8 protein-coding genes and 1 pseudogene are annotated in these 8,888 nt (G+C 67.7%); all 9 read right to left on the minus strand.

All coding sequences use genetic code 11. From position 1 onward, the window contains the following. Positions 1-159: 159 nt before the first annotated feature. The gene (locus DIE17_RS12885; protein WP_124523160.1) at positions 160-1,356 is read right to left on the minus strand and encodes a TauD/TfdA family dioxygenase; all 1,197 of its coding nucleotides are present in this window, start codon (positions 1,354-1,356) and stop codon (positions 160-162) included. A 23-nt stretch (positions 1,357-1,379) separates the two neighbouring features. Further along, positions 1,380-2,339, minus strand: coding sequence for an alpha/beta hydrolase (locus tag DIE17_RS12890; protein WP_124920940.1), 960 nt, complete (start codon positions 2,337-2,339; stop codon positions 1,380-1,382). Between the two features lie 36 nt (positions 2,340-2,375). After that, positions 2,376-2,864 (minus strand): thioesterase family protein, encoded by a 489-nt coding sequence (locus tag DIE17_RS12895; protein WP_044847785.1) that lies wholly within the window; start codon positions 2,862-2,864, stop codon positions 2,376-2,378. A 6-nt stretch (positions 2,865-2,870) separates the two neighbouring features. Beyond that, entirely contained in the window at positions 2,871-3,836 is a 966-nt protein-coding gene (locus DIE17_RS12900; protein ID WP_044847784.1) for an L-carnitine dehydrogenase, read from the minus strand. 85 nt (positions 3,837-3,921) lie between these two features. After that, on the minus strand, positions 3,922-4,851 hold the full coding sequence (locus DIE17_RS12905) for a 3-keto-5-aminohexanoate cleavage protein (RefSeq protein WP_006484708.1): 930 nt from the start codon (positions 4,849-4,851) through the stop codon (positions 3,922-3,924). Positions 4,852-4,951: 100 nt separating this feature from the next. After that, positions 4,952-5,905, minus strand: a complete 954-nt coding sequence (locus tag DIE17_RS12910; RefSeq protein WP_044847783.1) for a choline ABC transporter substrate-binding protein — start codon at positions 5,903-5,905, stop codon at positions 4,952-4,954. A 263-nt stretch (positions 5,906-6,168) separates the two neighbouring features. Beyond that, the gene (locus tag DIE17_RS12915; protein WP_124920941.1) at positions 6,169-6,774 is read right to left on the minus strand and encodes a M17 family peptidase N-terminal domain-containing protein; all 606 of its coding nucleotides are present in this window, start codon (positions 6,772-6,774) and stop codon (positions 6,169-6,171) included. A gap of 143 nt (positions 6,775-6,917) precedes the next feature. Beyond that, positions 6,918-8,483 carry a PQQ-binding-like beta-propeller repeat protein gene (locus DIE17_RS12920; protein WP_124920942.1) on the minus strand — a complete coding sequence of 522 codons (1,566 nt, stop codon included), beginning with the start codon at positions 8,481-8,483 and terminating at the stop codon, positions 6,918-6,920. 334 nt (positions 8,484-8,817) lie between these two features. After that, positions 8,818-8,888: pseudogene (locus DIE17_RS12925) on the minus strand (porin); the annotation flags it as partial.

Here is an 8,888-nt window from a genome sequence, read left to right on the forward strand (position 1 = left end):
GATCCGGACGAGCCCCTCATGCGGGCTCGTCTTTTTTTGTGAAACGCATACCTCCGCCGCCCGGCAGCGGGTGGCTTCGCCCGGGCGCCCTGCGTCCGGGCGCTTTTTCCCCGGCGAGGTATGCGTAACGAAGTCGACTGCGGAAGTCGAATGCGCCGATCAGCGCCCGGCGGCAGCCGCGGGCAGCGCACGCGACAGTACACGCCAGCGCGACAGCAGTTCGTCGCGATCGACGTAGCAGCCCTGCAGATGCCGGCGGCCCGTCGACGGATCGAACTCGGTGCGCGCATGCAGCACGCGCCGGTTGTCGAACGCCCACATGTCGCCCGCCCGCAGCCGGCGCTGCACGCGGAAACGCGGCTCGCGCGCGAGCGCGAGAAACCGCCGGTACGCGCGGTAGACGGCCGCGACGGCGCCGGCCGGCGCATCCAGCGGCCCGCGCAGGAAGTTCGCGACGCGCACCTCGGTCACGTTGCCGCGCGCATCGAGCCCGATCACCGGCGCCGAGCAGCGGTAGTCGCTGTTCGCACTCTTGTTCCAGAACTCGAACGGTGTCGACGCAAGTTGCGTGAAATCGTCCGGATATTCGCGCCGCAGCGCATCCGCGAGCGCGAAGCCGTCGAGGAACACGCTGTCTCCGCCCGTTGCGTCGTTCGCGAGGCAGTGCAGGAACTGCACGCCCGGCTGCAATTCACGCGTCGGCAGGTCGGTGTGCGGCGGCAGGTTCAGCGACGTATAGGCATTGCTGTCCGGCCGCGGCTTCGATTCGACATCGAACAGCACGCCGAAATTGCTTTCGCGGATCAGGCCGACACGCCGCGCGATCTGGTCGACCCGGCCGGGTTCGGCCGGCACGCCCTCGACGAGCGTCAGCCCCGTGCGCTGCAACGCGGCGAGCCAGGCGAGCAACGCGCCGTCGTCCTTCATCACGTCACGCCACGCGAACACGCCGATCGCCGTCGCATCGTCGCCGGTCCACACGTGCCGCCCGTGCGCGGCCTGGCGTTCCGCGCGGGACGCATCGTCGTAAGCATGCGCGCGCAACCATCCCGGCGACCAGGCGCTGCGATGCCCGTCGTTCCACTCGACGTGCAGCGCGCCGTCGGTTTCGACATGCACGACGAGCGCCGACAGATCCTCGCGCGCATCGGCGATCTCGAACACCTGTTCGCGCGTGAGCGCATGCACGCACGCGGAGCACGCGCAGTTGTCGCGCAACCAGTCGAAGTGAAACGGCGATCGTCGCGTGTCGCTCCACTCGACGTTCACCGCACCCTCGCCGATCGTCGCCGCCGCAATGGCCGCGTCGGCGGAAAAGGTCCGCCAGTCCTCGATACGGTGTTGCGCTGCCTGCATCGTTGCCTCCCGGAAAACGCCCGCTACGCGTGTGGTGCGAGCAGAAACCCGCCGATCATCCGGTGCATCCGCGCGGCCTGCGGGCTCGTTCCGAGCGCGCGCCAGCAGCCGTGCACCAGCCCCTCTCCCATCCAGTAACGCGCGGCGCCGCCGGCCGCGAGAATGTGTTCGACATAGACGCGCGCATCGTCGCGCAGCGGATCGTGTTCCGCGCCGATCGCGAGCACGGGCGGCAGGCCGTCGAAACGCGTCGCCGCGAGCGGCACCGAGGCGCGCAGCAGCGGATCGTCATCGCCCGGCGCATCGTCGCGTTCACTGCCCCAGTACAACGCGCGATAGCGATGGACGTCGTCGAGCGTCAGCATCGGCGCGTGTGCCTCGGTTTCGCGCGCCGGCGATTGCGGTTCGAGGCCGAGCATCGGATAGACGAGCGCGATCCCGTCGATGCCGCCTTCGCCCGCATCGCGCAGCGCGGTCGCGACGGCGGCCGCGAGGTTGCCGCCGGCACTGTCGCCGGCGAGCGTCAGCGGTCGCGCGCACGCGTCGAACGGCCAGTGCGCTGCGTCGCGCGCGGCGCGCGTGACGGCCAGGCAATCGTCGAGCGCGGCCGGCGCGCGATGCTCGGGCGCGAGCCGGTAGTCGACCGCGATCACGGCCAGCCCCGTGTCGGCCGCCAGTTGCGCGGTGATCAACGCATGACTGTCGAGCGAGCCGACGACGAAGCCGCCGCCATGAAAGAACAGCACGGTGCCGCGCGGCTCACCGTGCGCGGGCGCATAGCGCCGCAGCGCGATCGCGCGTCCGTCCGGCGCATGCCACACCGCATCGTGCCGGACGATGCCGGCCGGCAGTTCCGCGGGCGTCCATGCGGCCGCGAAGCGATCGTAGACGCGGCGTTGCTCGTCGGGCGAGCGCGCCGCTGCGTGGGCCGGATACCACGCGTCGACGGCCGCGACGAACGCCGCGATTTCCGGTTCGAGCATCGTGTGCGCTCCGCGGTCCAGGGTTGAACGTCGACGCTAGCGGCGCGGCGGCAGTCCGATCACGCGGCCCGCATACGCAGGGGCCGCGCAATCGCGCTGCACCGCATGCAGTTCAGCCACGCGCGCGGCGACGTCGTCGTCGAACGGCGCCGATTTCGCGCCGTCGCGCGTGTCGACGTGCAGCAGCATCTGCTCGCTCGCCGACACCGCGCCGTCGTGCCCGTCGGCGAACAGTTCGAGATACAGGTGCAGCCGCTTCGCGTCGTGCGCGAGCACGCGCGCATCGACGCGCACGCGCGTGCCCTCCTTGATCTCCTGCAGATAGTTCACGTGCGCTTCGAGCGTGTAGACCGAGCGGCCCCGCTCGCGACGCGCGGCGTCGTCGAGACCGATGCGGTCCAGCAGCGCATCGGTCGCGAAGCTGAAGATCAGCAGATAGAACGCGTCGCGCAGATGGCCGTTGTAGTCGACCCATTCGGGCCGCACGACGTCGCGGTAGATCGTCAGCGGGGTATCGCCTGTCATGTTCGTTCAGTCCTCGAATCGCATTCCGTGCCGCGCCTTCACCGCGGCGATCGCCTTCAGCACCTCGGTGATGCACTCGTCGCGATAGCGCTCGAGTTCCTTGATGCTGCGCGTGCCCTGCTGCTCGCTCGTGCCTTCGACGACGCTGTCGATCAGTGCATCGGTCAGCTTCGGCGCGACCAGCTTCGTCCATGGCAGTTCGAGCGCGGGGCCGAACTGCTGCATGAAGTGTCGCATGCCCGCGTCGCCGCCGGCCAGCGTGTACGTCAGGAACGTGCCCATGAACGACCAGCGGATGCCCGCGCCGAAGCGGATCGCATCGTCGATCTCGCCGGTCGTCGCGACGCCCTCGTTGACGAGATGCAGCGCCTCGCGCCACAGCGCTTCGAGCAGCCGGTCCGCGATGAAGCCCGGCACTTCCTTGCGCACGTGCAGCGGCCGCATGCCGAGCTTGCGATAGATCTCCATCGCCGCCTCGACCGCTTCCGGCGAGGTGCGCGCGCCGCCGAGCACCTCGACGAGCGGCAGCAGATAGACCGGATTGAACGGATGACCGACCACGCAGCGCTCCGGATGCGTCGCCCGCGCATAGAAGTCGGTCGGCAGCAGCCCCGACGTCGACGATGCGATGATCGCGTCCGGCTTCGCCGCGCGGCTGATCTGTTCGTGCAGTTCGAGCTTCAGCGCCTCGCGCTCCGGTGCGCTTTCCTGGATGAAGTCCGCGTCGGCGACGCAGGCCTCGATCGTCGACTCGAAGCGCAGCCGCGCGGGATCGGCGCCCGGTGCGAGGCCGACGCGTTCGAGCGCGGGCCATGCATTCGCGACGCTCGCGCGCAAGCGCGCTTCCGCGTCCGGCGCGGGGTCCCACACGACCACGTCCAGACCATGCGCGAGCGCACGGCAAATCCATCCGCTGCCGATCACGCCGGTGCCGATCGCGGCGAACGTCTTGATGTCGGTCTTCACTGCCATGTCAACACATCCTTCAAATCGAGGAGAATCGGACGGCGGCGCACGCCTGCGCGCCGCCGCATTGAAGCGGAATCAGCGTTGAAACTCACGCGAACTCGGCCACCGCGCGGCGTTCGAGCAGGCGCTCGCCGCGCGCCGGCAGGCCGAGCTTGCGACGCCCTTCGGCCGGCGTCAGCACGCGGCCGCCGAGCCGTTCGACGATTTCCCGCGCACGCTCGACGAGCGTGCCGTTGGTCGCGTGCACGCCGCGATCGAGCCAGATGTTGTCTTCGAGGCCCACGCGCACGTGGCCGCCGAGCAGCATCGCCTGCGCGACCATCGGCATCTGCATGCGGCCGATCCCGAAGCCGGCCCAGTGCGCGCCCGGCGGCAGGTTGTCGACCATCGCCTTCATCGTGCCGGTGTCGGCCGGCGCGCCCCACGGAATGCCGAGGCACAGCTGGAACAGCGGCGGATCGTCGAGCAGCCCTTCCTTCAGCAATTGCTTCGCGAACCACAGATGGCCCGTATCGAAGATTTCCAGTTCCGGCTTCACGCCGAGTTCCTGGATGCGCTTGGCGCCAGCGCGCAGTTGCGCGGGCGTCGACACGTAGATGTAGTCGCCGTCGCCGAAATTCAGCGTGCCGCAGTCGAGCGTGCAGATTTCCGGCAGCAGTTCCTCGACGTGCGCGAGACGCGTGAGGCCGCCGACGAGATCGGTGCCCTTGCCGAAGCGCATCGGGTCTTCGCCCGGGCCGATCTCCAGATCGCCGCCCATGCCGGCCGTCAGGTTGATGATCACGTCGACGTCCGCCGAGCGAATCCGGTCGACCACTTCGCGGTACAGGTTCGGGTCGCGGCTGCCGCGGCCCGTCTGCGGATCGCGCACGTGGCAGTGCGCCACCGTCGCGCCGGCCTTCGCGGCTTCGATCGCGGCGGCCGCGATCTCCTTCGGCGTGACCGGAATCGCCGGATGTTTGCCGACCGTATCGCCCGCGCCGGTGACCGCGCAGGTGATGATGACTTCGTGGTTCATGCTGAGTGCCCTCGTTTGCTTCGGTTCGTGTCGCTCGATTTCCGTCGTACTGCAGATGATTTTTCGCTGCGCGCCGCCCGCTCGCGGCGCGTGCGGGCCGTTACAGGCCGAGATAGGCCTTCACGGCAGGCAGGCCGTCCTTGCCGTCGAACGTCTTGACGCCGGCGAGCCAGGCATCGAGCACCTGCGGATTCTTCTTCAGGTACGCCTTCGCGGCGTCGGCCGGCTTCGTCTTGTTCATCACCGACTGCATCAGCTGGTTCTCCAGCTGCGTCGTGAAGCGCAGGTTCTCGACGAGCTTGCCCGCGTTCGGGCAGCGCGAGATGAAGTCGGGCGCCGTCAGCGTGTACACGCGCGCTTCGCCGTAGTTCGGGCCGAATGCCGCATCGCCGCCGGACAGGTAGTTCATGCTGATCTGGATGTTCATCGGATGCGGTTCCCAGCCGAGAAACACGACCCACTTCTTGTCGCGGATCGCGCGCTCGACCGTGACGAGCATCCCCGCCTCGCTCGATTCGACCAGCTTGAAGCCGCCGAGGCCGTACTGGTTCGTGTCGATCATCTTCTGGATCGTCGCGTTCGCGCTGCTGCCCGGCTCGATCCCGTAGATCTTGCCGTCGAGCTCCGCGCGGTGCTTCGCGATGTCCTCGAAGGTCTTCAGGCCGGCCTGGTATTCGTAGCTCGGCACCGCGAGCGTCGCCTTCGCGCCCGACAGGTTCGGCGGTTCGACCACGTTGATCGACTTGCTGTCGAGGAACGGCTGGAGCTGCTTCTGCTGCACCGGCCACCAGTAGCCGAGCGAGATGTCCAGCTGCTTGCTCTTCAGGCCGGCGAACGAGATCGGCACCGATGCGATCGTCGTCGTCGGCTTGTAGCCGAGCCCTTCGAACACCGTCGACGCGAGCGCCGTGGTGGACGTGATGTCGGTCCAGCCGATATCCGCGAAGCGTACGTTGCGGCAAGTCGCGGCATCCGTTTCGGCCTGCGCCGCGGTCGCGAACGCGCCGGTCGCCAGCACGGCCGCGACGAACGCGGCGATCTTTGTCGACTTCATGGTTTCTCCCCTTCGGTTGGACCGATGTCCTGCGGATTCGCGGAGTGCGTCCCGGCCTGCATCGTGGGAGTAAAAGTAACGAGCCATATTCACCGCAAGACGACCGCCGGCGACCTGTTCTTGACTATTTGCGACTATGGGTGGAAACCACTATGCGCGGGGAGTGGCTTGTATGGCGGGGGTTTTGGGCGGATTCCGATGAGGAGGGGTTTGTCCGGATGCGGCGTCATGAGATGCCGTACGCGACAGCCAGACAGGGTCGGTCAGGTCCGTGCGGCTGCAAGCGCGTTGCCGAAATGCTCGACGGCGCCGTCGAAGCGCGCCGCGCCGACGTCGAACACCCAGCGGCGCAGCGCGGGGGGCGCGGCAAGACCCAGCTCCGCGACCCGGTACCCGGTGTCGATCGCGGCCAGCACGGCCTTCACCATCGCTTGGGGCATGCCTTCGGTGGCGGCGGTCGTCAGCCCGCCGTCGAGTATGCTCGGCGCAAAGGCCGCGCTCTCGACTTCCTGCTGGATCGCCGTCCGCGCGGCCGTGGCGACGGCATCCGCGGTTCTTTCGATCGTCCAGCTGGCCGGATCGCCGAGCCCGACCAGCAACAAGGCACGCGCCGCGATGCCCGCGGGCGGATGGCTGATCCAAAGCGTTTCCATCGGCGCGGCCAGAAAACGGCCCTCGCGCCGCAAGCCGGTGAGTGCCCCCGACAGTGCGAGGTCAAGATGGCGTAACCCGCCGGTCGGGCCATCGCCCGTCGCCTCGCGGGCAAACATGCAGCCACAGGAAAGGTCGACCTGCGCGCCTACGCCATCCCATGCGGCGACCTCGAAGGCCACCTCCCGCCAACGACCGATACTGTGTCGAAGAACCATATCGTCTCTCCTGCAAGGCTGGAACAGGGTCCGGAGCGCAGCGCGCCCCGGTGTCCAGCGTTGGTCCTCTTCATCCGCCCGCCCGGGCTTGCGCCGGCGCACGAGCAACCCGTCATCCGCGTACGCCGGTACCTGCGTTGCGCTTATTGCCTGGCGGCAAGACCAAACGCATAGAGCTTGTGACTCGTGCCGTCGTACGGCAGACCGAGTACCTTGGTGTGGTAGCCCGCCCCCCAGTACACCGACCCGTCGACGATGGCAGCTCCCGACACCACCGCGCCGTTGTTCTCGTAGCTCCACTTGATCTCGCCCGTCGCCGCATCGAGCGCATACATGCTCGCGCCCGTCCCGGCCAACGAGCCGGCATAGACGACACCGTTTGCGGCCGACATCGCCACCGTGTCCATCTTGCCCTGCGGGTCGGCCGTGCGCCACAGCACCTTGCCGGTGGCGGCGTCGACCGCCGCCCAGATGCCGCCCTTGGTCGTCTTCTGGCCGTTCGGACCGTTGTCGACGTCGATCGATTTGCCGTCCAGGTTGCCGATCGAAACGTAGATGCGCTTGCCGTCGGCGGCCGTCCCCCACAGCATGCCGCCCAGCAGGCTACCCGGGCCGACCTGCGTATGCCAGACCACCTTGCCGGTCTTGCGATCGAGCGCCCAGTACACGCCGCTCTTCGCGCCCGCGCCCACCAACTTCCTCTCCTTCCCGTCGATGGTCGCCTTGAACAGGTTGGGCCCCGAGCCGAAATCGTAGTCCGGGCCGTCGTCGTGGTCGTAGTTGGTCGACATGTCGGCCGCCAACGTACGGGTATGCCAGACGATCCTGCCAGTCTTGAGGTCGAGCGCGACAAAGCTGTCGATCATGTTGGCAGGCGTATCGGGTTTGCAGTTCTTCTGGGTCGGGTAACGGCAGTGACCCGGCGGAACCGAGAAGTTGTTGCCCGTGGTCACGTAGAGCAGGCCGGTTTCATGATCGACCGCCGCCGTGTTGCCCCACACCGAGCCGCCGGTATATCCCTTCGGCACCATATAGGTCTTCCACAGCATCTTGCCGGTCCTGGCGTCGAGGGCGACCACCGCGCCGCGATAGGTCGGCTTGTCCTTGAGCGCCTCGGCACGCGACGAGAGGCCGACGTACACCACACCGCGATCGACGATCGGCGACTGGGTAATGATCGCGGTCGGATCCGAATCCACCTTGGTCCGCCACAGCGGCGCACCATCCTCTGCCTTCGCTGCCAGCACGAACGCGCCGGTCGGGTTGTTCGCAACCTGGGTGCCCTGCCCGAAGATCAGCGTGCCTTCCCAGTAGGCCGGGCTGGTGCGCGACGCATCGTTGTCGATGCCGCTGTATTCGGTGATCTTCTTCTTCCACTTCACCTTGCCGCTGGCGGCATCGACCGCCCACAGCGAGCCGCCGAAGTCCGGCACATACACGGTGCCGTTGGCGACGGTCGGCGTAGCCGACACGTTGCCGTCGGTATCCAGCGTCCAGCGCGGCGCAAGCTGCGAGACGTTGTCGACGCCGATGACGCGCTCGTCCGGCGCGGTACGCGTGTTGTCGACACCCTGCCCGGCAAAGACCCAGTCCGCCGCCGCACCCGGGCCGCTTGCGAGCATGCCGAACAGGGCAAGCGTTCCGATCATGGCCGGCGTACGCCGGCGCCACGAGGCAAGTCCGGCATGCTGCTTGTTGGATGTTTTCATGACATCACCTTACCGAGAGAAGAGTGACTGATGACCGGCCGAACCGAAACGGCCGCGGTGAAAAAAACTGGCGCGCCGGCGCGACTGGAAGCGACCGGGACGCCTGGCGATACCCAAGCTGCGCGTGCTTTCCAAAGCGGGGGAAAAGATCGACATGGCCGGGATGAATCATTTGACGCAGCGTGAATACCAATACCCAAAGTTCGGTTGCGAAGCGCAAAACATAGGACCACTGCATGAAACCACCACACGCGCCGATGAAACATGCGCGCCCGTGACGACAGCGCGCGACGACGCGCGAACCCTGAAGCCGATGCACCGGCAGATCCGCCGCTCAGAACGTATGCATCATCCCCACATACGCGCCCGTCTGCGACTCGCCCGTCATCGGGCTCGTGCCCGAGG

Origin of the sequence: Burkholderia sp. Bp9099 (genome assembly GCF_003857805.1) — a bacterium.
In the GTDB taxonomy this organism is placed as follows: domain Bacteria; phylum Pseudomonadota; class Gammaproteobacteria; order Burkholderiales; family Burkholderiaceae; genus Burkholderia.